Source organism: Micromonospora sp. A202, from assembly GCF_006715105.1.
GTDB lineage: Bacteria > Actinomycetota > Actinomycetes > Mycobacteriales > Micromonosporaceae > Micromonospora > Micromonospora zamorensis.
On record NZ_VFMP01000001.1, the window covers coordinates 6,443,727 to 6,465,023 of the forward strand.

20 protein-coding genes and 1 tRNA gene are annotated in these 21,297 nt (G+C 70.4%); 8 read left to right on the forward strand and 13 right to left on the reverse strand.

Annotation, left to right across the window (positions count from 1 at the left end):
- Positions 1-25 precede the first annotated feature (25 nt).
- Positions 26-775, forward strand: a complete 750-nt coding sequence (locus FBZ33_RS29885) for an SDR family oxidoreductase (RefSeq protein ID WP_099849238.1) — start codon at positions 26-28, stop codon at positions 773-775.
- 66 nt (positions 776-841) lie between these two features.
- Here the strand turns inward: FBZ33_RS29885 and FBZ33_RS29890 are convergent, their stop codons facing one another.
- Positions 842-1,969, reverse strand: a complete 1,128-nt coding sequence (locus tag FBZ33_RS29890; RefSeq protein WP_141911710.1) for a VCBS repeat-containing protein — start codon at positions 1,967-1,969, stop codon at positions 842-844.
- Positions 1,970-2,161: 192 nt separating this feature from the next.
- A tRNA-Ser gene (locus FBZ33_RS29895) sits at positions 2,162-2,248 on the reverse strand.
- A gap of 75 nt (positions 2,249-2,323) precedes the next feature.
- On the opposite strand from FBZ33_RS29895, the gene deoD reads away from it, so the two are divergent.
- Positions 2,324-3,031 carry a purine-nucleoside phosphorylase gene (gene deoD, locus FBZ33_RS29900; RefSeq protein WP_074315244.1) on the forward strand — a complete coding sequence of 236 codons (708 nt, stop codon included), beginning with the start codon at positions 2,324-2,326 and terminating at the stop codon, positions 3,029-3,031.
- A gap of 196 nt (positions 3,032-3,227) precedes the next feature.
- On the opposite strand, the gene FBZ33_RS29905 is transcribed toward deoD, so the two are convergent.
- The 4 genes from FBZ33_RS29905 to FBZ33_RS29915 form a co-directional block, all read right to left on the reverse strand.
- Positions 3,228-3,674 carry a nucleoside deaminase gene (locus FBZ33_RS29905; protein WP_172862243.1) on the reverse strand — a complete coding sequence of 149 codons (447 nt, stop codon included), beginning with the start codon at positions 3,672-3,674 and terminating at the stop codon, positions 3,228-3,230.
- A 145-nt stretch (positions 3,675-3,819) separates the two neighbouring features.
- Positions 3,820-4,347: a tRNA adenosine deaminase-associated protein gene (locus tag FBZ33_RS29910; RefSeq protein ID WP_141911712.1), complete on the reverse strand. Its 528-nt coding sequence runs from the start codon at positions 4,345-4,347 to the stop codon at positions 3,820-3,822.
- Positions 4,348-4,465: 118 nt separating this feature from the next.
- A complete protein-coding gene (locus FBZ33_RS32990; protein WP_185755439.1) occupies positions 4,466-4,633 on the reverse strand; it encodes a hypothetical protein in 168 nt (55 codons plus the stop codon).
- 142 nt (positions 4,634-4,775) lie between these two features.
- Positions 4,776-5,168, reverse strand: a complete 393-nt coding sequence (locus FBZ33_RS29915; protein ID WP_370453060.1) for a hypothetical protein — start codon at positions 5,166-5,168, stop codon at positions 4,776-4,778.
- A 64-nt stretch (positions 5,169-5,232) separates the two neighbouring features.
- Between FBZ33_RS29915 and FBZ33_RS29920 the strand changes: the two genes are divergently transcribed.
- Positions 5,233-5,994, forward strand: a complete 762-nt coding sequence (locus FBZ33_RS29920) for a M23 family metallopeptidase (protein ID WP_141911713.1) — start codon at positions 5,233-5,235, stop codon at positions 5,992-5,994.
- Between the two features lie 29 nt (positions 5,995-6,023).
- The gene (locus FBZ33_RS29925) at positions 6,024-7,094 is read left to right on the forward strand and encodes a PHP domain-containing protein (protein ID WP_141911715.1); all 1,071 of its coding nucleotides are present in this window, start codon (positions 6,024-6,026) and stop codon (positions 7,092-7,094) included.
- 100 nt (positions 7,095-7,194) lie between these two features.
- On the opposite strand, the gene FBZ33_RS29930 is transcribed toward FBZ33_RS29925, so the two are convergent.
- Positions 7,195-8,175 (reverse strand): DMT family transporter, encoded by a 981-nt coding sequence (locus FBZ33_RS29930; protein ID WP_088950623.1) that lies wholly within the window; start codon positions 8,173-8,175, stop codon positions 7,195-7,197.
- Positions 8,176-8,305: 130 nt separating this feature from the next.
- On the opposite strand from FBZ33_RS29930, the gene FBZ33_RS29935 reads away from it, so the two are divergent.
- Positions 8,306-9,976 (forward strand): DUF885 domain-containing protein, encoded by a 1,671-nt coding sequence (locus FBZ33_RS29935; RefSeq protein WP_088950624.1) that lies wholly within the window; start codon positions 8,306-8,308, stop codon positions 9,974-9,976.
- A 74-nt stretch (positions 9,977-10,050) separates the two neighbouring features.
- Here the strand turns inward: FBZ33_RS29935 and FBZ33_RS29940 are convergent, their stop codons facing one another.
- The gene (locus FBZ33_RS29940; protein WP_141911716.1) at positions 10,051-11,637 is read right to left on the reverse strand and encodes a DUF6114 domain-containing protein; all 1,587 of its coding nucleotides are present in this window, start codon (positions 11,635-11,637) and stop codon (positions 10,051-10,053) included.
- A 77-nt stretch (positions 11,638-11,714) separates the two neighbouring features.
- Positions 11,715-12,329 carry a DUF6230 family protein gene (locus FBZ33_RS29945; RefSeq protein WP_141911718.1) on the reverse strand — a complete coding sequence of 205 codons (615 nt, stop codon included), beginning with the start codon at positions 12,327-12,329 and terminating at the stop codon, positions 11,715-11,717.
- Between the two features lie 399 nt (positions 12,330-12,728).
- Between FBZ33_RS29945 and FBZ33_RS29950 the strand changes: the two genes are divergently transcribed.
- Entirely contained in the window at positions 12,729-13,493 is a 765-nt protein-coding gene (locus tag FBZ33_RS29950) for a class I SAM-dependent methyltransferase (RefSeq protein ID WP_099849252.1), read from the forward strand.
- 52 nt (positions 13,494-13,545) lie between these two features.
- On the opposite strand, the gene FBZ33_RS29955 is transcribed toward FBZ33_RS29950, so the two are convergent.
- On the reverse strand, positions 13,546-14,751 hold the full coding sequence (locus FBZ33_RS29955; protein WP_141911719.1) for a DUF3068 domain-containing protein: 1,206 nt from the start codon (positions 14,749-14,751) through the stop codon (positions 13,546-13,548).
- A 112-nt stretch (positions 14,752-14,863) separates the two neighbouring features.
- Between FBZ33_RS29955 and FBZ33_RS29960 the strand changes: the two genes are divergently transcribed.
- Positions 14,864-16,129, forward strand: coding sequence for an acyltransferase (locus tag FBZ33_RS29960; protein ID WP_141911721.1), 1,266 nt, complete (start codon positions 14,864-14,866; stop codon positions 16,127-16,129).
- Positions 16,130-16,245: 116 nt separating this feature from the next.
- Positions 16,246-17,424, forward strand: a complete 1,179-nt coding sequence (locus FBZ33_RS29965; RefSeq protein ID WP_141913018.1) for a glycosyltransferase family 4 protein — start codon at positions 16,246-16,248, stop codon at positions 17,422-17,424.
- Here FBZ33_RS29965 and FBZ33_RS29970 read toward each other — a convergent pair.
- The 3 genes from FBZ33_RS29970 to FBZ33_RS29980 are packed head-to-tail and all read right to left on the reverse strand — an operon-like array spanning position 17,409 to position 21,226.
- Positions 17,409-17,603, reverse strand: a complete 195-nt coding sequence (locus FBZ33_RS29970) for a hypothetical protein (protein WP_030328187.1) — start codon at positions 17,601-17,603, stop codon at positions 17,409-17,411. The two genes, FBZ33_RS29965 and FBZ33_RS29970, sit on opposite strands and share 16 nt — an antisense overlap.
- Before the next feature lie 35 nt (positions 17,604-17,638).
- The gene (locus tag FBZ33_RS29975) at positions 17,639-19,348 is read right to left on the reverse strand and encodes a hypothetical protein (RefSeq protein WP_141911722.1); all 1,710 of its coding nucleotides are present in this window, start codon (positions 19,346-19,348) and stop codon (positions 17,639-17,641) included.
- Positions 19,349-21,226: a hypothetical protein gene (locus tag FBZ33_RS29980; protein WP_370453112.1), complete on the reverse strand. Its 1,878-nt coding sequence runs from the start codon at positions 21,224-21,226 to the stop codon at positions 19,349-19,351.
- Between the last annotated feature and the right edge of the window lie 71 nt (positions 21,227-21,297).

Genomic DNA, 21,297 nt, shown 5'->3' on the forward strand with positions numbered 1-21,297 from the left:
GCACCGCAACAAGAGGAGATCCATCGTGGGACAGCTCGACGGCAAGACCGCCCTCGTCACCGGGGGCACCACGGGCATCGGCCTGGCCGCCGCCCGCCGATTCGCCGCCGAAGGCGCGTACGTCTTCGTCACCGGCCGGCGCAAGGGCCCGCTGGACGAGGCCGTGGCCAGCATCGGCACCAACGCCACCGGTATCGCCAGTGACGTCGGCAACCTCGACGACCTGGACCGGGTGATGCGGGCGATCGAGGCCCGGGGCGCCGGGCTGGACGTGGTGTTCGCCAACGCCGGCGGCGGCGAGTTCCTCCCGCTCGACTCGATCACGGTCGAACACATCGCCAGCACCTTCGACACCAACATCTACGGCACCGTCTTCACCGTGCAGAAGGCCCTGCCCCTGCTCAACGAGGGTGCCTCGATCGTGCTGACCGGCTCGACGGCCGCCAGCAACGGCACCCCGGCGTTCAGCGTCTACGCCGCGTCCAAGGCCGCCATCCGCTCGTTCGGCCGCACCTGGGCCGCCGAGTTGGTCGGCCGGAACATCCGGGTCAACACCCTGGTCCCCGGCTCGACCGAGACCCCCGGGCTCGCGGGTCTGGCGCCCAGCCCCGAGGAGGCCCCCGGCCTGCTCCAGTCCATCGCCTCGGGCGTGCCCATGCGCCGGATGGCCCACCCGGACGAGATCGCCAACGCGGCGCTCTTCCTCGCCTCCGACCAGAGCAGCTTCATGACCGGTGGCGAGCTGTTCGTCGATGGCGGCGAGCAGCAGCTCTGAGCGAAGCGCCCGGCCGATCCTCGCGGATCGACCGGGCGCTCGTCTACCGCCACCTCGGCTCGGCGTTCAGACGGTCGGGAAGAACCAGAGGACATCGCTCAGGCCGCTGTCGTTCGACACGACGATGTCATCGCGCCCGTCCCCGGTGAAGTCGTCCACCACGGGCACGCCGGGCACGTTGGGCGTGGCCAGGGTGATCGGGGCCTGGAAGGTGCCGTCACCGTTGCCGAGCACCACCAGCACGCCGTAGTAGCCGCCGCCGAACGCGAGATCCGCCCGACCGTCCCCGTCGAAGTCGCCGCCGGTCGCGTTCCGCTCACCCTGTCCGAAGAAGTGGGTGCGCTCCTCGGCGAAGGTGCCATCGCCGTTGCCCGCCAGATAGAGCGCGTCACCCCACTCGGCTCCCGGTACGAGCGCGTCGACCCGGCCGTCCGTGTCGAAGTCGGCAACCACGGCCGGGTTGCGCGCGGTCCACAGTTCCCTCCACACCCCCGGTGCAAATGTGCCGTTCCCGGCGTTCAACCAGGTCACCACCCGGCCGTACACGCCGCCGGTCGCCACCAGGTCGACGTGACCGTCCCCATTGAGGTCGGCGCCGGTCAGCCCGTTGTTGGCGGTCGGCTCGGCCGCCAGAGTCGCACCGAGGGCGAACCGGCCCCGTCCGTCGTTGCGCAGCACCTGGACCTGTTCCCGCCCGGCGAGGGTCAGCGCCAGGTCGACGTCCCGGTCACCGTCGAAGTCGGCCGCCACCAGGTTGCGGGGGATGCTGTTCACGGCCAAGTCGATCACCCGAGGCGCGTGGAAACGGCCGTCGCCCCGGCCGAGAGCGATCACCACCTGGTTGAGACCGATGTCGACGACCGTGGCGACCAGGTCCCGCCGGCCGTCGCCGTTGACGTCGGCGAGCGCGACCGAGAGCGGCGAGCCGCCGAGGGCCACCACGCTCCTCGCGCGGAAGCCGGTCGCCCCCTGGCCGAGCAGGATCGAAACCCGGTCCGCGTCCGGGTGCGCGACCGCCAGGTCGGGCCGCCCGTCGCGGTTGAGATCACCGGTGGCCATGGCACCCGGCACGGCGCCGGTCGCCACGTCGACCGGTGGGCCGAAGCTGGCGGTCGCGGCGGCCGCGGCGGCCGGGGTGACGGCCGTCAGCAACGCGACGACCAGGGCGGGCACCCCTAGGGTACGGATTCGCATGCGTGATCCTCCCGTGACGATGTACCCGGACCGGGTCCATCGCCCGCCCGGGCAGGGACGAGCCTCGCGCGCGGTGAGATAACGCCGGGTTAAGCCGGCACTAACTCGATCACCTCGCCCATTGACTGAGACCACTGGCGAAAGCGCCCGGACGATCCTCGAGGATCGTCCGGGCGCTTTCGCACTTCAGAGCGGTGGCGGAGGGATTTGAACCCTCGGAGGGCGTTAACCCTCACACGCTTTCGAGGCGTGCTCCTTAGGCCGCTCGGACACGCCACCGCCGACGAGGGTACAGGACCGCTGGTTCCGACGCCGAACCGGTATCGCCCGTGCCGGCCTGGCAGGATCTTTGCCATGAGTACGCACATCGGCGCGAAGCCGGGCGAGATCGCCGAGCGGGTCCTGATGCCGGGCGACCCCCTGCGGGCCAAGTGGATCGCGGAGACCTACCTCGAGGGCGCCACCTGCTACTCGACTGTCCGGGGCATGCTGGGTTTCACCGGCCGCTGGAACGGCGTCGAGGTTTCCGTCCAGGGCTCCGGCATGGGCATGCCGTCGGCCTCCATCTACGCACACGAACTGATCAACGAGTACGGCGTGAAGACGCTGATCCGCGTCGGCTCCTGTGGTGCCCTCAGCACCGACCTGCAACTGCGGGACGTGGTGGCGGCCATCGGGTCCTCCACCGACTCCAACATGAACCGGATGCGCTTCGACGGGCTGATCGACTACGCCCCGGTGGCCGACTTCGGGCTGCTGCGTACGTCGGTCGAGGTGGCTGAGCGGCGCGGCATCACGATGCACGTCGGGCCGATCCTGGCGGCGGACGCCTTCTACACCGACCGGCCGGACCTCTACGACACGCTCGCCGACTACGGCGTGCTGGCGGTGGAGATGGAGTCGGCGGCGCTCTACACGATCGCCGCCCGCTTCAAGGCCCGCGCGCTGACCGTGCTGACCGTCAGCGACCACATCAAGACCGGCGAGAAGACCACCTCCGAGGAGCGGGAGCAGACCTTCAGCCAGATGGTCGAGATCGCCCTCGACACGATCATCGCCTGACCCGTCCGGGCGGCGTCACCGCGGAGAGCGTGATGACTGTGTGGCATAAATATGCCGCACAGTCATCACGCTCTTCAGCATCAGGCCGGCCCAACCCGCGCCACGCCAACCCGCGCCACGCGACCCGAGCCCGGTCCAGCCACCCAGGTCACACGGCGGCCAGCGCCCACGTCGGCGAGAGGCGAGAGGCCCGGCCTCAGCGGAAGAACGCTCGCAGCACGGCGGCGGTCTCGGCCTCCAGCACCCCGCCGTAGACCTCGGGGCGGTGGTTGAGCCGGCGGTCACGCAACACGTCCCAGAGCGATCCAGCTGCGCCGGTCTTGGGCTCCCACGCGCCGAAGACGACGGTGGAGACCCGGGCCAACACCAGCGCGCCAGCGCACATGGTGCACGGTTCGAGGGTGACCACCAGGGTGCAGCCGTCCAGCCGCCACCGGCCGACCTGCTCGGCACCTCGGCGCAGGGCCAGCACCTCGGCATGGGCGGTGGGGTCGCCGGTCAGCTCCCGCTCGTTGCGCCCGATGGCCAACTCGGTCCCGTCCGGCCCGTAGAGCACCGCGCCCACCGGCACGTCGTCCACATCCGTGGCACCGGTGGCAGCGTCGGCAACGCCCGTGACGGCGACCTCCAGGGCGCGGCGCATCCACAGCTCGTGCCGCTGCCGCCGGCCGACTTCGCCCAGGTCGGCCAGGCCCTCGTGCGCGCCCGGGCCGGCGCGGCCCACCGCACCGGGGGTCGGCTGCCCGGGCCGGATCGACTCCAGCGACGGATCGGTGGCGTCGGCCGGCTCAGACCTCACGCAGCTCCTCGACCTCGTCGACGCAGCCGAGCACCTGACAGATCTCGGCGGTGACGTCCGCCGGCATCATTCCCTCGTGCGTACACAGGGTCAGCAGCTTCTGCGCGGAGATGCCCAGGTTGGCCAGCAGGTCGGCATCGCCCACCGGGTCGGCCTCCGGGTCGACGACGGGCTGCTCGCTCTCCTCGTCACCACTCGTCACCGGGCGCGGCTCCTCGTCGCCGTCGAGCCCGGTGACCGAGGTCTTCAGGTCACCGACCAGCAGCGAACCAAGAGCGGACTCCTCGGCGAACGCGGAGTCCGAACCGAACACCCGCAGGTCGTCGCCCTCGTCGAGACGCAGGACCACCAGATAGGCGTCATCGGCCTCGACGAACAGCAGCGACACGTCGGCCTCCAGGTCGACGTCACGCAGTCGGTCAGCGACCTCGTCGATGTCGGTGGCGCCGCGCAGGCTGACCTCGGCGGCGGTCCAGCCACTGTCGTCGCGCACCACGGCCGCAGCGAAGTACGACACGGTCCCCCCAATAGCCCCTCGGCACAACGCCGACCCGTTACGCGTGCACGTTAGCCGGTCGGGTCGGCAGCCGACCGGTCAACGCCCCGAAGCGCCGGTCATTCCTGACAAAATCGGATCAGCCAGCGACCCGACGGCGGGTGGCGATGAGCTGGCGCAGACGCTCGGTGCGCTGCCGCTGCGGTCGGCTGCGCTGACGGACCGCGCGGGCGCCCGCCAACTCGGCCAACAACTGAAGGCGGCGGCGGGTGCGATCCGGGTCCTGTCGCGGGGTGGTCCAGGCCATGGTGCCGAGCGTGCCGAGTCTCGGCAGCCACGTCAAGACGGCGTTCGCTACGCAGCCAACCGGGCACACGGCGCAGTCATGGACACTCGTTTCGGAGCCGTTTCGGCACTGTCACGGGAGCAGTCGGTGACGCAGTCGGCGGTCACCACAACGGCCAGTCACCGCTGGTTCCCCAGCGGACCGCCAGCACGGCGGCGGCGATGCTCCAGCCTCCCGCCGTGACGATGGCGACCCCGGTGGCGACCCCTCGGTCGCCATAGCGGACCAGCACCAGGGCGGTCAGCCACGCCAGCAGACCGGCCACCACCGTCCACCATGCGTAACTGGCCACATCGGTGCCGAGCAGGCCGAACAACAGGAACCAACCGGCCGCCGCGCCGCCGCCAGCGGCGACACCACCGCCGGTGACCGGGTGCGGCTCGCGGTAGGTGGGGCGGGCCGGCGGGCCGGCGGGGAAAAGACCCGAGGGGGTACGCGCCACCGGGCGGACGAAGGCACCGGGATCCGAGCCAGGTTCTGGTCGGGCGATGGTCACCGTCGCTGCCCTCCCTCACGCGCGTCGCTCGTGCCCACGGTACCGGCTCTGCCAGGATGACCGGATGCCGTCGCCGACGATCGGCCGCCGCGCGCGTCCGGCGTACCCGATCCTGCTGCTGCTCGTCCCGGTGCTGGCCGCCGGCTGCGCGACGACCCGGCCGGGGGTGCCGGCCGACGGCGCCGCGCCCACGCCGTCGGCGGTCTGGGCGACCGCCGAGCAGCCGGCGGCACCGTCGCCGTCGGCTGCCACCCCGACCCCGGCCTCGACACCGTCGTCGGCCGCGCCGTCGGCGACGGCACCGCGCACCGGGCTGCGGCATGTCTTCCCGGTACGCGCCGGCAACGTCGACTACCACCCGACGCACGGGGCATATCCGGCCACGGATCTCTTCGCCGACTGTGGTGAACCGTTCGTCGCGGTGACCGACGGGACGGTGCTGGAGGTGAGTCGGGTCGACAGGTACTCGAAGCGGGGGCCGCAGGGCCCGGAGAACGGTGGCCTGTCGGTCTCCCTGCTCGGCGACGACGGGGTGCGCTACTACGGCTCGCACCTGAGTGCCGTGTCCGGCGGGGTCGACGCAGGGGTGCGGGTCCGCGCCGGGCAGCAGCTCGGCAAGGTGGGGCGCACCGGCAACGCCAACAACGTGTGCCACGTGCACTTCGGCATCTCGCCGCCGTGTGCGGGCAAGGACGGTTGGTGGATTCGGCGCGGGTTGCTCTGGCCGGCCCGCTACCTGGATTCGTGGCGACGCGGCGGCAATCGGGAACCGGCCGCCGAGGTCACCGCGTGGCAGCGCAAACACGGCTGTCCGAAGGCTCCCTGACCGGCGCGGCACCGACTAGGTTCGGTGGGATGAAGGCCCGGGACCCCATCGCCGACCTGCGCCGGATCGCGTTCCTGTTGGAGCGTGCGAACGAGGCCACCTATCGGGTCCGGGCGTTCCGGTCGGCGGCGAAGGCGCTGGCCGGCCTGCCTGCGACCGAGGTGGCCGACCGGGCCGGCAACGGCACGCTCACCGAGCTGGCCGGGGTTGGTGACGTCACGGCCCGCTGTGTGGCGGAGTCGCTTGCCGGTGAGGAGCCGGTCTACCTGCGGCGGTTGGTGGCGACCGAGGGCAGCGACCTGGACGCCGAGGCGACGGCGCTACGCGCCGCTTTGCGGGGCGACTGCCACACCCATTCGGACTGGTCCGACGGCGGCTCGCCGATCGAGGAGATGGCGCTGGCCGCTGTGGAGTTGGGCCACGAGTACCTGGTGCTGACCGACCACTCGCCACGACTGACGGTGGCCCGGGGCCTGACCGCGGCCCGGCTGCGCCGGCAACTCGACCACGTCGCGCAGGTCAACGCGGCGCTGCCCGAGGGTTTCCGGATCCTCACCGGGATCGAGGTGGACATCCTCGCGGACGGCTCACTCGACCAGGACGACGAGCTGCTGGCCCGGCTGGACGTGGTGGTCGGGTCGGTGCACAGCAACCTCAAGGACGAGCGGTCGAAGATGACACGTCGCATGCTGACCGCGGTCGCCAACCCGCACCTGGACATCCTCGGCCATGTCACCGGCCGGATGGTGTCGTCCCGCCCGGCCGGAGTGACCGGCCCGGGCGACCGGGGTCACCGGGCCCGGACCCGGGCGGAGAGCGATTTCGACGCGGACGCGGTCTTCGCCGCCTGCGCCGAGCACGACACCGCCGTCGAGATCAACTCTCGGCCGGAGCGCCAGGATCCACCGAAGCGGCTGATCCGCCGCGCGCTGGAGGCGGGCTGCCGGTTCGCCATCAACACCGACGCCCACGCGCCCGGCCAGCTCGACTGGCAACGGTTCGGCTGCGAACGGGCCGCCCTCTGCGGCGTCCCCGCCGACCGGGTGGTCAACACCTGGTCCGCCGAGCAACTCGTGGACTGGACCCACAGCCACGCCTGACCTGGAGGCCCCGCCCGACCCCTTCCGCGGGCCGGCCGGCGGTGGCCGGCCCTCCAGTGACCAACCCCTTCCAGCCGCCGCCCCGGCGGCACGGCGGGCCTCAGTGGCGGACCGGTTCGGCGGCGGGTGCTGCGGGCGCACCGACCCCGACCACCGGCCGGGGCTGTCGGCGACCGAACACACCCTGCGAGACCGCGACCCCGAGCAGCACGATCAACGCGCCGACCGGTTGGTGCCAGTTGAGGCGTTCGTCGAGCGCCACGGCGCCGATCAGCACCGCGAAGATCGGGATCAGGTACGTGACGGTGGAGGCGGTGCTCGCGCCAGCCACCCGGATGTTGCGCATGTTGATCACGAAAGCGAGCCCGGTGCCGAGCGCGCCTAGGGTCAACACGCTGGCCACCACTCCCGCCGACAGCTCGGTGGGCAGCGGCGGCATGCCGGCGACGAACGGGGTGACGATGGCCAGTTGCCCGGCGGCGAGCAGCAGCTGCGCGGCGGACAGCGACAGGCCGGAGTGCGCGCTGCCGGCGACGAACCGCTTCTGGTACGGGATGGCGACGCCATAGCAGGCGGCCGCGCCGAAGCACATCAGCTGGCCGGTGAAGTGGGCCCCGCCGATGCCCTCCCAGACCCCGAGCACTACCAGCACACCGAGGAAGCCCAGCCCGAGCCCGACCGCACGGCGCACGGTCAGCCGCTCGGTGCGGAAGACCAGGACCGCCAACGGCAGCACGATCAGCGGCGTGGTGGCGTTCCAGATACCGGCCAGCATCGACTCGACCCGCTGCTCGCCGTAGCCGAAGAGGGTGAACGGCACTGCCACACCGAACGCGGCGACGACGCTCAGGTGTGCCCAGACGCGAGGCTCTCGGGGCAGCCGGTCGCGCAGCATGGCGAGGACGACGAGCAGGGTCAACGCGCCGGCGACGACCCGGTAGAGAGTGAGCTGGACCGGGTGCAGCTCGGCCACCCCGACCTTGATGAAGAGGAAGCTGGAGCCCCAGATCGCGGCGAGGGCGACGAAGCCTGGCAACCAGGAACGGATTGGCGCTTTGTCAGGAGTGGTATCGGCGTTCACCCCTGACACTCTGCCGTAGCGCTCCGACAAAGTCGCACGCCTTTTCGGACGTCACACGCTGCCGGAACCTGTTGCTGAACACGACAAACGTCATCGACACGGGGGCGGGGTGGTCACGTAGTGTCGCAGCGTGGGACGAATCGATGAACTAGCCAACCGATACGTGGCCGAGTGGGCGCCCTTGAGCCCCACCGGCGCGACCTTCGTCGGCATCGCCGGCCATGACGACCAACTCGACGACCTCTCGCCCGAGGGTTACCGGGCGCGTGCGGACCTCACCCGCCGGACTCTCGCCGACCTGGAGGTGACCGAGCCGGCAACCGAGTTGGAGCGGACCGCCAAGGAGGCCATGCAGGAAAGGCTCGGTCTGGACCTGGCCCGGTACGACGCCGGCGAGGTGACCAGCGAGGTCAGCGTCATCACCAGCGGGCTGCACGAGATTCGCATGGTCTTCGACCTGATGCCGACCGCGACGGCCGACGAGCAGGCCAACATCGCGGCCCGGCTCAACGGCTTCGCCGGCGCGCTGGAGGGCTACAAGACCACCCTGCGCGAGGCGCTCGCCGCCGGTCAGGTCAGCTCGAAGGTGCAGCTGGTCGAGGTGGCCAAGCAGTGCGACATCTGGGTCGACCCGACCGGGGACAACTTCTTCCACGGGCTGGTCGAGCGGCTGGACGCGGAGGGCTCGCTCGGCGCGGAGCTGCGTAGGGGTGCGGCGGCGGCGACTGCGGCGACCGCCGAGTTCGGCCAGTTCCTGCGTACCGAGATGGCCCCGCACGGGCGGGACAAGCAGGCCGCTGGCCGGGAACGCTACGAGTTGGCCTCGCAGTACTTCCTCGGCGCCAAGGTCGACCTGGACGAGACGTACGCCTGGGGTTTCGCGGAGCTGGCCCGCCTGGAGGCGGAGATGCGGGTCGTCGCCGGGCGCATCGCCGGGTCGGGCGCCACCGTCGACGAGGCCGTGGCCCGGTTGGACGCCGATCCGGCCCGGACCATCCAGGGCAAGGAGGCGTTCCGGGACTGGATGCAGGAGCTCGCCGACAAGGCGATCACCGAGCTGAACGGCACCCACTTCGACATCCCGGAGCAGGTCCGCCGCATCGAGTGCTGCCTCGCCCCGACCAGCGACGGCGCCATCTACTACACCGGCCCGAGTGAGGACTTCTCCCGCCCGGGCCGGATGTGGTGGGCGGTGCCGCAGGGCATCAGCGACTTCTCCACCTGGCGGGAGGTGACCACCGTCTTCCACGAGGGCGTGCCGGGTCACCACCTCCAGGTGGCACAGACCGCCGTCCGGGCCGACCTGCTCAACCGCTGGCAGCGGCTGCTCTGCTGGGTCTCCGGGCACGGCGAGGGCTGGGCGCTCTATTCCGAGCGGCTGATGGACGAGCTGGGCTACCTGGAGGATCCGGGCGACAAGCTGGGCATGCTCGACGGTCAGGCGATGCGAGCGGCGCGGGTGATCGTGGACATCGGCATGCACCTGGAGCTGGAGATCCCGAAGGACAACCCGTTCGGCTTCCACCCCGGTGAGCGGTGGACGCCCGAGTTGGGCTGGGAGTTCATGCGGGCGCACTGCCGGGTGCCGGACGAGAACCTGCGCTTCGAGCTGAACCGCTACCTGGGTTGGCCGGGGCAGGCCCCGTCGTACAAGGTCGGTGAGCGGATCTGGCTCCAGGCCCGCGAGGACGCCAAGGCCCGCAAGGGCGCGGATTTCGACCTTCGCGAGTTCCACCGGCAGGCGTTGGACCTGGGCGCGCTGGGCCTCGACCCGCTGCGCCGGGCGCTGGCCCGGCTCTGAGCCGCTGACGGTTCCGGATGCTGGCGGTACGAACGAGCCGCCAGCACCCGGAGCCATCGGGGCGGATGTGTCGTTCAGCCGAGGGCAAGCGCCAACGACGGCCGGGCGGTCAGCGTGTCACTTGTGACGTACGCCAGGTCCATGACCGGGTCGGTGAACGTGATCGAGATCGGCAGGGTGACCGGGATCCCGTCCGGCAACGGCAGGTCCGGCGTCAGGGTGAGCTTGATGCCGAGCAGCTTGCCGACGAACCGGGTGGAGTAGAAGGCCACGTCACCGCGGACGGTCAGCCGGTCGGTCTTGTACCGCTGGGTGCGCCCGTCGGGGCCGTCGGCGACCAGCAGGAAGTCGTCGGTCACCGCCTCCCGCATGCTGAACTTCAGCACCTTGAGGCTGCCCTTCTCGGTCTGCAGCTCGGTGGTCCCGTCGAACCGCAGCCCGGTCATGGTGACCTTGGAGCCGGTGAGCTTGGACGGCGTCTGGCCCACCATTGGCAGATTGGGGTCGGCGGCGATGCGGGGCAGCGGTTTGCCCGGCTCCGCTTTGTCTGGCTTGTCGGGTGTCGTGGCCCCGGGCTTGCCCGACCCGCCCGGTTTCGGTGACGGGCAGGCCGTGGAGCCGGGACGGGCCGTCGGCGTGACTGTCGGCTTCGCCGACGCGCTGGCGGTCGGGGTGGCCGACGGCGTCGCTGTCTTTTCGCTGCGTCCACCGGTGAACAGGTCCCCGATGCCGTCCAGGATGTCGGTGATGATGTTGCCGTCCCGCTCCGGGCTGGCGCTCGGTGTCGGGGTCGGCGTCCCGGTGGGAGTGGTGGGGCTGGGCGACGGCGTGACGGAGCGGGACGGGGTCGGGCAGGCGGTCGCGGCGGGTCGGGTCGGTGCGGCCTGCACCGCTCTGGGCTGGGTGGCCAGGCCGGCCGCAGCGAGGCCCAGCACCAGCAGCGCAACCCCGAACACCCGCGGATCAGCGGAACGTCCCGGCCACTCGGGGGGTGCGCCCGCGTCGGTCGCGCCGCCCGTCGGGTGATCCACCCGTTCGTCGGCCGCGTCGGCCTGCACGACTCCGATCCGCTCCGTGTCGAGCCGCTCGACTCCGATCCGCTCCGTGTCGAGCCGCTCGACTCCGCTCTGCTCGGCGTGGCCCTGACCCGCGTCCGCCTGATCCGCGCCAGGCTGATCCGCCTCCGCCTGGCCCGCATCGACCTGGTCGGCGAGGGGCAGCTCGGTGTCGGACAGGTCGGTGTCGGATAGTTCGGCGACGGCTGGCGCGGGTCGGATCGGGGTCCAGGCGAACGCGAGCGCGCTGCCGACGATGCCGAGCAGCAGACCGACGAAGAAGCCGCCGAGGTTGAGCCCGATCAGCGAGTAGACCGTTGTGACCGCCGCGACGACCGAGTAGAACAGCCGCTGCGCCGGGCTCAACCAGAGCAGCAGGGCGCAGGTCACCAGGATGACCGGGATCAGGAGCGAGAGCAGACCGGTGGCTCCGCTGTGGAAGCTCAGGCCGTTGATCGTCATCCGGGTGGAGGCGAACATCGCCACCCCGGCCAGGGCGATGAAGAGACCACCCCAGAACGGTCGGCTCCGCTGCCAGCGGCGGAAGGTCTGCCACGCCTGGGCCGTGCCGCCGGGCCGGGTGTGGGACGCGTTGGCGGTTGTCACGTACTCCTCCTGGCGGAGCGGGGACGGGGACGTGGACGTGGCCTGCGGTGGTCGGCCACCGCGGGCCCCGGCTCACCTCAGAAGCACTCCTTGCCCTTGGCCTCGTCGCCCACGTTGACCTTCAACCGGAGTCCGACCAGGTTGAAGGTGGCCGCCGTGGTGTACCGGGACACCTGCTGCAGGTTCGTGATGGTGACGTGGTCGGAGTTCTGGCCGAACGAACCCTTCTGCGCCGTCGCGTTCAGGTCGGTCGCGTCCCGGCCAATCTTGATGTTGGTGAACGTCGCGTTGCCGTCGAGCGAGTCCATGGCGATCAGCAGGTCCTTGGCCCGGGCAGGCTCCTTGCCCTCACCGGCGTTGATGGTGAGAACCACAGGCAGGCCAGGCAGGTCAGAGCGGATGGACTGGCAGAGGTTGTAGAGCTCTGCGCTGCTGATCTCGGCGACGGCGATCGGGTGGGTCCTGCCGTCCTCACCCTTCTCGCGCACGACGCCGCCGTACTGCTTGAAGCCGTCGCCCTCAAGGCGGGCCGCGCCGATCTTGAACGTCTGCCCGGACACGGTGACGTCGGACGCGATGGCGCCGGTCGACATGCCGAACAGGATGGCTCCGACGGCGGCGGTGGCGGGGACCGCCATGGCGACGAACCGCCGCCACCGGGTACGACCCTGATCCTCAAACCGAGCCTGCACGGGTTCCTCCTCAGGTGGCCGGTCCCGCACTGGCGGCCCGCACCGGGCCCGTCATGTGTTACCGGCGGGTAACGATCGAGCCTGATCGTGCACCCGTTGCGGCGCGGCTCACAACCCCCTGGCCATCCGGCGGCAACACGAGGGCGACTCAACAGCAGGCCGCCGTCACGAATCGTGGAATTATCTGTGTGGACAGAACCCTCGACAGGCGACAAAGACGACATAACCTTGCCCCCCAACAACGGAGAGTGGCAGGGCATCGATGAATTACAATTAGGTAACGGATGTAAAGCACGCAATCGCGGAGAGCCGTTCGGCTCACTCCTCTCGTCCGAACATCCAGGCGATCCCGGGAACAGCAGGACCCCACCGAACGGCCGGAGGTCCTAGGGTTTCGACGTGCAACTGAACGACGTGCGACGCGACTGGACCAAGCTCGGAGCTGAAGATCCGCTCTGGGCCGTACTCGTTGAGCCCGGCAAACGCGGCGGACGGTGGGACGTGGAGGAGTTCCTGGCCACGGGCCGCACCGACGTCGAGGGGACATCCGGCCAACTTCGCCAACTCGGCCTGCCCACCCGCTGGGAGCGGGTGCTCGACTTCGGCTGCGGCGTCGGGCGACTGTCTCAGGCACTCGCCCCACACGCGGACGAGGTCGTCGGTGTGGACATAGCTCCGACCATGCTGGAGGCCGCTCGGCGACTCAACCGGAGCGCCGAGAACATCCGGTTCGTCCTCAACGACGCACCGGACCTGAGCCAGTTTCCCGACGGCCACTTCGACCTGGTCTACAGCGCCCTGGTGTTGCAACACCTGCCGCGCCCCGCCATCGATCACTATCTGGCCGAGTTCCTGCGCGTGTTGCGGCCGGGCGGCATCGCCGTCCTGGGGCTGCCAACCGAGCCGGGGCGTACGGCCAGGGGCATCGTCTGGCATCTGGCGCCGTCCCGCCTGATCAGCTGGGCACAGTGCCACCTGCTCAATTATCCGGCGCCGATGAAAATGACTGTCGTACCACACGCCGACATGGTGCGGCTCATGGCCGCACATGGTGGGGACATCGTCGGGCAGTGGCGCGATCTGCTGTACAGCGAAGACTGGGTCTGCATGCGGTACGCGGTACGCCGCGCAGGGCATCCGAGGCAGGAGCCGCTCCACGACTGAGGGGTGGGCCGCGATGCGGCCCACCCCTCGGTCGTGCTTCCTGTCGTACCCGTTAGCGCTGCTCCACCTCGCCGTGCGCCGGGCGCTGGGCCGGCACCGTCGGGTCCTCGGACTTCCAGTTCGTCGACGCCGGCGGGATCTCGTCGGTCAGTGGACCGCCTGCGGGCTCGGTCCTGGGCTGCTCGGCGGTCTCCGCGTCGCGCACCGGTTCCTGGTCCACCCGGGTCTGAGTCGGGTCGGCACCGGGTGCCACAGCCGGGTCGGCGCGGTGCCGGGCGGCACCGTCGTTGGTCCGCGTCACCAGCCATACGCCGACGACCAGGGCGATCAGACCAAGGACACCGGCGGCGATCGGGCCCCAGAAACTGATCAGGCCGATCTTGAAGCGGTTGTCCTTGACCGTCTCGACACTGCGGCTGACCGTGTCGTCGTTGTAGTTGAAGTCCGCGTCGAGCAGCACCGTGGCGGTGCCGGTGTCCGGGCGCAGCTCCTTGTTCTGCTGTTCCCGGACGTTCACGTAGGAGCCCGTCACCGGGTCGATCCAGAGCGTACGGGTGTTGCTGTAGACGATCTGGCCGCTGGTGGCGCCGGGGGCGAACCGGCCCAGAAGCGGCTTGAGGCTCGCCTCCGGGGTGTTCAGTACCTCGTTCTCGATCCGCTGCTCGAAGCGATATGCCTCGATGCCCTTGATCTTTTCCGTGCCGATGTACTTCGCCGGGACGGCCCGCTTCAGGTCACGGTCGAAAACCTGGTAGTCCCGCTTGCCGGCACCGAACGGGAACTTGTAGATCTGGCCGGAGTAGTTCACGTTCCCGACCGGAGTCTGCTCCGCGCCGCTCTCGTTGAGCCACTGCTCCTTCCACGGGGCGGCCGCGCCGGAGATCCGGTAGAGGGCCAACTCGGTGCTGTACTGGCTGACCACGTCCGGGGTGTCGGCACGCCTGACCGTCTGGTAGACGTCCCAGATCACCGCGTCGCCCTTGAGTTCCTTGGGTAGCCGGTCCTTCGTGTCGTCCGGCTGAGGAATGACCTCGACGCTGGAGACGAGGTCACCTTGCAGGACCTCGATGCTCACCGACTCGCCGACGCGAGTGAGCTTCAGGAACTTGGCGTTCTTTGCCTCCGCGACGGACGTCGTTGGTTCAAGATCATAAGGGAGCTTGGTCACGGAGGGGGCCACATAGAACGGCAGCCCAGCCGCGAAGACCAGCAACAAAACACCGAGCCCGAATAGCGCGGCGCCCACGCGAAGCTTCACTCATCCTCCTGTAACCTGCCGCCCTACGACCTGTTGTCCGGGGCACCCGATCCTTAACATGGCGGGAGGTTACTCCCCGGTCACCTTCGAAAGCGACCCCCTGGATGTCCAGATGTCCACAGCCGCCGCGCCAATAGTTCCGCAGACTTCGGCAACCGATCGACTCCCCGCCCTCGATGCGCTGCGAGCAATTGGCGCCGTGGCGGTCGTCGGTCACCACGTCGGGTTCCAGACCGCCGCCACCATGAACACCACGTGGGGCGGCTGGCTGGCCCGGCTCGACGTCGGCGTTGCCATCTTCTTCGTGCTCTCCGGATTCCTGCTGTTCCGACCGTGGGCCCTGAACGCCGCGACGGGACAGGCCCGACCGCGCGCCGGGCGGTACCTCTGGCGACGGGCCCTACGAATCCTGCCGGCCTACTGGCTGGCCGTGCTGGTCTGCCTGTTCGTCCTGCCGCAGAATCGGCCGGCGTCCGCCGGTGACTGGATTCGCCACCTCACCTTCACCCAGATCTACGGGCCTGGCCAGTTGCGCTCGGGGCTGAGCCAGACCTGGAGTCTCGCCACCGAAGTCGCGTTCTACCTGATCCTGCCGCTGGTCGCCGTGCTCGCTGTTGGTCGGTCATGGCGTCCCGTCCGAACCGTCGTGATCGTCTGCGGGGGTTTGTTGGTGACCGCGGGATGGCTCGCCCTGATGGGGATCGGCTGGCTCGACAACGGCCTGCACACCACGTGGCTCCCCTCGTACGCGGCCTGGTTCGGCGCAGGGATGGCCATGGCGGCGGCGCACGTCGCCCTGCGCACCGGGACCGCGCCCGCCGCATTCCGCGTACTGGACGACCTCGCCTCCGCACCGATTGCCTGCTGGGCAGCGGCGGTCGGGCTGATGGCGATCGCGACGACGCCCATCGCCGGACCCCGCGACCTCGCCGGTCCGACAGCCGCCGAGTTCGCGGTCAAGCTGGCCCTGTACCTCGCGATCGCGTCGCTGATCCTGATCCCGGTGGCCTTCGGCGGGCCAACGCGGGTCAAGGCGGCCTTCGGCGCCGAGTCCGCCCGATGGCTCGGCACCGTCTCGTACGGACTGTTCCTGTGGCACCCGCTGGTCATCGAACTCATCTACCTGATCGACGACCGACCGCTCTTCACCGGCGGGCTGTTGAACATCTTCGTACTCACCATGGTCTTCGGCCTGGTGTACGCCGCCGTCAGCTACTACGGCGTCGAGCGGCCCCTGCAGGTCCTCGGATCGCAGCGTCGGAACCGACGGGCCGGGCGCGGGCAGGCATCCGATAAGCCCGTCGTCGATGTGGCCGCACCGGCCCGCACGGCACCGACAGTCCCGGCGGGTACGCCGACGCCCACGGTCGGCGCGTAGCGCAGCCGATCAGCGCTGCCCCACCTGGGCATTGCCGGGCCGGCACCCCAGCCCCTAGTGTGACGCGCGTCCCTAAATTACTTGAGAGTAGGGTTCGCGTGGAGCGTCGCTTCGGCATGCCCGGACACGTGCTGTTCCTCAACTGGCGAGACACCCGTAACCCCGAGGGCGGCGGTTCCGAGGTGTACGTGGAACGGATCGCCGCCGAGTTGGTGGCGCGCGGTTTCCGCGCCACCCTCTTCTGCGCCGCCCACAGCGAGGCACCCGGCGACGAGATCAACGAGGCGGGTGTCCGGCTGGTGCGGCGCGGCGGCAGACACACCGTCTACCTCTGGGCGGCGCTCAGCTACCTGGCCGGCGCGCTGGGCGTGGGCCCGCTGTCAAGCCGTCGGGGCGGCCGGCCCGACATCCTGGTCGACGTCTGCAACGGATTGCCGTTCCTCTCCCCGCTGTGGGCACGGCGACCGGTGGTCAAGCTGATCCACCACGTGCATCGCGAGCAGTGGCCGGTGGTCCTTCCGCAGTGGGCGGCCCGGTTCGGCTGGTGGGTCGAGTCGTCGCTCGCCGTACGCGTCTACCGGCGGTGCCGGTACGTCACCGTCTCCGAGGCCACCCGCCGAGAGTTGGCCGTGCTGGGCGTACCGCCGGAGCAGGTCGCCGTGGTGCACAACGGCACCCCGGCGCTGCCCCGCACCGACGCCGAACGGGCGCCGTTCCCGCTTCTGGTGACGCTGAATCGGCTGGTGCCACACAAGCGGGTCGAGGTGGCGTTGCGGGCGGTCGCGGCCCTCGCCGACGAGCTGCCCCAGCTGCGGCTGGTCGTCGCCGGCCAGGGCTGGTGGGAGTCGCACCTGCGCGAGCTCGCCGCGGAGCTGGACATCACCGAGCGGGTGGATTTCCGGGGCTTCGTGACGGAGGAGGAGAAAGCGGCTCTGCTCGCCTCCGCCTGGGTTGCCCTGACCCCGTCACTGAAGGAGGGCTGGGGTCTGACGATTGTCGAGGCGGGTTCCGCGGGCACGCCAACGGTCGCGTTCCGGGAAGCGGGTGGAGTCGCCGAAGCTATCGTCAACGGGCGCACCGGCCTGCTGGCCGACGACATCGACGATTACCTGGCGAAGGTGCGCACGCTTCTGCACGAGGACGAAATGCGGCGAGAGATGGGGGCGCAGGCCCGGAAGCACGCGGCGAGCTTCACCTGGCAGGCCGCGGGTGGGCACTTCGCGGACCTGCTCAACGGTGTGGAGTCGCCCCGCCCAGTGCAGCAGCGGGGCGAGCCGTCCTACCTGTCGCCGTAGACCTCGGGGGCGTACGGGTCCTTCTTTCCGGCACGCTTGGCCGCTTCCGAAACACTCTTGGCCTCGTTGGCCGCCTCTTTGTCGGTGGCGGTCGCGGCGGCCGAGAGCCCGCCGAGGGCCAGGATCCCCAGCAACGCCGCCACCATGCCGGAGACGACCAGGGTCAGAGCTCTACGCATGCCAATCCTCCAATGGCGAGACGTGCGAGCGGACGTTACCACGCGGTAGGGCGCCGGTGTAGTGCCGAAATGGCAGCAGCCATAACCACCAGAAGGGCAGCGACGAGCGTCATCACGACTGCCCACGCGCCATGTCCAGGGGGGTCCGATTCGGGATGAACAGCGGGATTTCGGTAGAGAGTGAGAAACGGTCCCTCGTGGACGGTTTCGAGATCACGAAGGGTCGCCGGGTCGACCTCGCTGGGCCCTTGGTGGTGCACCACCACCCAGCGCACGCCGGTGGCCGAGACGGGCCGCCCCTCGGCCAACACCCGGCGCACCTCGCGGATCCGTGGATTCTCCCCGGCCACCGCGACATCGCCGACCCGGAGTGTGTCGTCGGTCAGCACCGTCCCCGGCAGATAGCGCGGCAACGGATCCAGGACGACACGTCCCGGGTTCCACGGGTAGGCCCGGTAGGCGGACAGCGGCAGCGCGAGGATCTCCCCCGGCTCGCCGGCCACCCGCTCGGCGACCGCCTGCCAGTCCGCCGGATAGCTCACCGGACGAAGCCGGCCGGCACCGCCGTAGGCGAGGTCCGGCATGACGGCCACCGGCAGGAGCAGCAGGCCGACCAGAACCACCCCCGCCACCTCCCGGTCGATCCTGGCCACCAGCCGCTCGGCGCCCAACGCGGCACACACCACCAGCAGCAGGGCGTACGGGGCCAGGAACTTCTGGCCGTCTCGAAGCAGCCCCGCGCCCGGCAGGTGCACCACCGCCCAACGCAGCGCGGCGGCCCCGCCGGGGAGCACCCCGAGGGCAGCGAGGAGGAAGGCGATCCCGGCGAGCACCGCCAGCCGCACCGCCGTACCCGGGGACAGCCGGCGCCGCAGCAGGCCGGCACCGACACCGGCCAGGATCAGCAGGATCAGGGTCGCCAGCGGCACCAGCGGTGCCGCGCGACTGGAGGGAGTCGCCTGTGCGCTCCAGACGCCACCCGTACCCGCGAGCGCCACCAGCGGGCCAGCCCAGTTCTCCGAACGCGCCGCGAACGCCGCCACCCCCGCCGAATCGGATGACCCGCCAGCACCGGTGACCAGGGCGGCGGTCACCCAGGGGGCGTTGAGGAACGCGACGCCGCCCACCACGAGCGCCGACCGGCGAAGGCGCGTCCGGTCCGACACCAGCAGGATCACCGTGCCCAACGCGATCAACCCGCCGGTCGGGGTGATCGCGGCGGGAGCGGCGGCGAGAACCACCCGAGCGAGCGCGCCATCACGACCCGCCCGCAGGTCCAGCGCCGCCCGGACCAACCAGGGCAGCGCGGCGTACGCGAGCAGCAGCCCCCACTGTCCGATCAGCAGTCGCTCGGCAAGGTAGGGCGTCCACGCGTACGCCACCGCGGCGAGCAACCGGACCGCGAGCCGTTCGGTCGGCACCAGACGGCCGGCGCCGACCGCAGCCAGGAGAACCGCCCCACCGAGCGCCACCCGCTGCACCGCCCAGCCCGGCACGAGCTGGGTGACCAGGGACATCACTGCGTCCATCGGCACCGCCCGGGGCAGAGTCTGCGCCGGGGCGACGAGATCCCAACTCAGCGGCTGCCGGGGTACGAACACCATGTCGTACAGCAGCGCGTAGCCAGGTGCCGCAAGCGGGGCCAGCACCAGCACCGTGATGGCCGCCGCAACGGCGTACAGCGGCAGCGTGTCGCGCACCCACCGCACCGGCGGGGCGCCGACGCCGGTGGTCTGCTCAACCATTCACGGTGCCGGCACCGCCCGGCCGACGGTGATCAGTTGGGTGCACACCCTGACCTCCGAGGTGCTCACGGTGACCTCGACGGCGTCCCCAGCCCCCTCCAGCAGGAAGAACACGTCGTTCAGCCCGCGCTTCAGCGTGATTACCCGGACGGCGTCCCCGAGACGGAAGATTGCCGTCGAGTCGCCCGAACTGACGTAGCCGAAATGGACCGCGTACGGCCACTCCTCCAGGTACCCGTCCAACGGGATTCGGGCGGGCCGACCACCCTCCGCCAGGTGCCCGCAGCCGGGCACCGTCCCCGGCACGATCTTCCGCCCCTGCACCACGACCGGACGGATCCGGCCGAAGTCGTCGAACATGAACGGTTTCTCGGCCTCCGCCACGAAGGTGGGCCGACGCTCGGCCGGGCGGAAGAAGTGCGACTGGAGATTGTCCGGCCAGAAGTAGCCGGCGATGACGCGGTCCGGGACGGTGGTTTCCAGGAAGACGGTGCCCGGCGCAGCGGCGGCAAGCTCGATCTGCGTCGTCGCGAGGTAGTCCCGCCCGTACTTGGTGCTCCAGTTGTCCCCGAAACGGGCCGTGCTCCACAGAGTGCCCACCCCGATGGTGGCCAGGACGACAATTATCGAGACCAGGCCGACCGCGAAGGCACCCGGCTCCCGCAGAACGGTCGGCACCGGCCACGCGGACACGTCGTCCTCATCGGCGTCCTTCGTCCCCAACAGGGCCGCGCCGACACAGATCGCGGCGACCAGCACCACGTCGGCGACGTACCGGGGGATGATTCCCACCAACGTGCCGAGCGGCCCACCGAGGCGGGTCACGGCGAAGAGCCCGGCGACCAGCCCGAGGTAGCACGCGAGCAGCAGCCAGGCCCGCCGGGCCGACGGGCGCCGCCGCGCGGTGATCACGATGAGAGCACCCAGCACCGCCCAGGACAGCCACTTGGCGATGTCGTACGGGTTCACGGCCGGAGGACCGTCACCGGCGTACGCCCAACGCCAGGGGCCTCCGAGCAGACCCGGAACGACGGTTTCGCCGACCAGGTCACCGAGGAATTTGAGGATCTGACCGACGGATGTGGGTTCGTCCAGCTCGCGGGCGGGACGGGTCAGATAGAACGCCAGGTACGCCCCTGACAGCGCACCGAGCGCCAGCCACACCGGCCAGTGTCGGCGGACCGTCGTCACCAGGCTGCGCCAGGCGCCACCCGACGTGAAGAGAAAGACGGTCAGCAGGAACAGCAGCGGCACGATCAGCAGGGACTTGGTGTCGAAGAGCAGGCCGAACACCACCCACAGGACGACCGCCACCAGGTGCCGCAGCCGACCGGTCCGCACGTACCAGACCTGGGCCGTCGCCGCCATGACCAGGGCCAACTGCATCGGCAGCACGAGCAGCCCGACCAGCCACAGCGAGGAGACCTCAAGCGTCAGCGGGCTGAACACGAACAGGCACAGCGGGATGAGCAGCCCCCAGCCTGGCCGGAGCAGATGGCGCAGCAACCGGTAGACGGCGAACCCGGTCGCCGCCTGGCCGACCGCCAGCAGAAGCACCCAGGGCCAGGTGACAAAGCCCGCCACCCGCACCATCGCCCACGCCACCAGCAGGCCGCCGGGCATGAGGTGGTTGTTGAAGGTGCGCAGGAGGTAGTCCGCGTCCAGCCGGGTGTCGAGAACCTGGGCAGCGATGACGAACTCGTCCTGCGAGAACCAGCCACGGGTGGCGAGGCCGGCGCGCCAGGCGACGGACACGACGATGAGGGCGAACGCTACCGCGCGGACACGGTCGGCACGGAACCATCGCCCGATCGGCCCCGGCCGGTCGCCCTCGGACGCGACGCCTTCCGGATGCGTCTCGACCTCAGCTTCTGGCATTGACATGGTCGGCAGCCTGCCACACGCTTACACGCCGTGGGGGTGGCCGTTCTCCCGATAACGCCACCGCA

Coding starts and splice junctions, on each gene's coding strand:
- FBZ33_RS29890 (WP_141911710.1), bottom strand. CDS start 1,969: ATGCGAATCCGTACCCTAGGGGTGCCCGCCCTGGTCGTCGCGTTGCTG.
- deoD (WP_074315244.1), top strand. CDS start 2,324: ATGAGTACGCACATCGGCGCGAAGCCGGGCGAGATCGCCGAGCGGGTC.
- FBZ33_RS29905 (WP_172862243.1), bottom strand. CDS start 3,674: ATGCGCCGCGCCCTGGAGGTCGCCGTCACGGGCGTTGCCGACGCTGCC.
- FBZ33_RS32990 (WP_185755439.1), bottom strand. CDS start 4,633: ATGGCCTGGACCACCCCGCGACAGGACCCGGATCGCACCCGCCGCCGC.
- FBZ33_RS29920 (WP_141911713.1), top strand. CDS start 5,233: ATGCCGTCGCCGACGATCGGCCGCCGCGCGCGTCCGGCGTACCCGATC.
- FBZ33_RS29925 (WP_141911715.1), top strand. CDS start 6,024: ATGAAGGCCCGGGACCCCATCGCCGACCTGCGCCGGATCGCGTTCCTG.
- FBZ33_RS29960 (WP_141911721.1), top strand. CDS start 14,864: ATGTCCACAGCCGCCGCGCCAATAGTTCCGCAGACTTCGGCAACCGAT.
- FBZ33_RS29965 (WP_141913018.1), top strand. CDS start 16,246: ATGCCCGGACACGTGCTGTTCCTCAACTGGCGAGACACCCGTAACCCC.
- FBZ33_RS29970 (WP_030328187.1), bottom strand. CDS start 17,603: ATGCGTAGAGCTCTGACCCTGGTCGTCTCCGGCATGGTGGCGGCGTTG.
- FBZ33_RS29975 (WP_141911722.1), bottom strand. CDS start 19,348: ATGGTTGAGCAGACCACCGGCGTCGGCGCCCCGCCGGTGCGGTGGGTG.
- FBZ33_RS29980 (WP_370453112.1), bottom strand. CDS start 21,226: ATGCCAGAAGCTGAGGTCGAGACGCATCCGGAAGGCGTCGCGTCCGAG.